1 protein-coding gene is annotated in these 428 nt (G+C 36.9%); it reads left to right on the top strand.

The features are described from left to right. A partial coding sequence (locus J7R05_RS08295) for an ABC transporter permease subunit (protein ID WP_208541883.1) occupies positions 1-428 on the top strand: 428 nt, incomplete at both ends.

Genomic DNA, 428 nt, shown 5'->3' with positions numbered 1-428 from the left:
TGGAAGATATTATGCGCGTATTTCCTGCAACATTAGAGCTTGCTACAGTTGCTATTGTGATTGGCACAAGTCTTGGCATTCCATTTGGTGTTTTTGCAGCAATGTATCGCGATTCATTTATTGATTATTTTGTTCGTGTTTTTACACTTTTGAGTTATTCTACTCCAACGTTTTGGCTTGGGTTAATGGCATTATTAATATTTTATGCCAAGCTTGGCTGGATCAGAGGTCCAGGACGTATTGATTTTATTTATGAATATTCTTTTGAACCCAAAACAGGATTTTTTCTTTGGGATACTGCCCGTCAAGGACAGTGGGAAGCTTTTAGGAATGTCTTTGGTCATATTATTATGCCTGCTTTAATCTTAGCATTTGGTGCAATGGCTTATATTAGTCGTATGACTCGTGGATTTATGGTTGAACAACTA

It is taken from the genome of Bartonella capreoli (assembly GCF_902813205.1).
GTDB lineage: Bacteria > Pseudomonadota > Alphaproteobacteria > Rhizobiales > Rhizobiaceae > Bartonella > Bartonella schoenbuchensis.
Note: the sequence above shows the minus strand (reverse complement) of the source record. Positions and strands in the feature narration are given on the sequence as shown.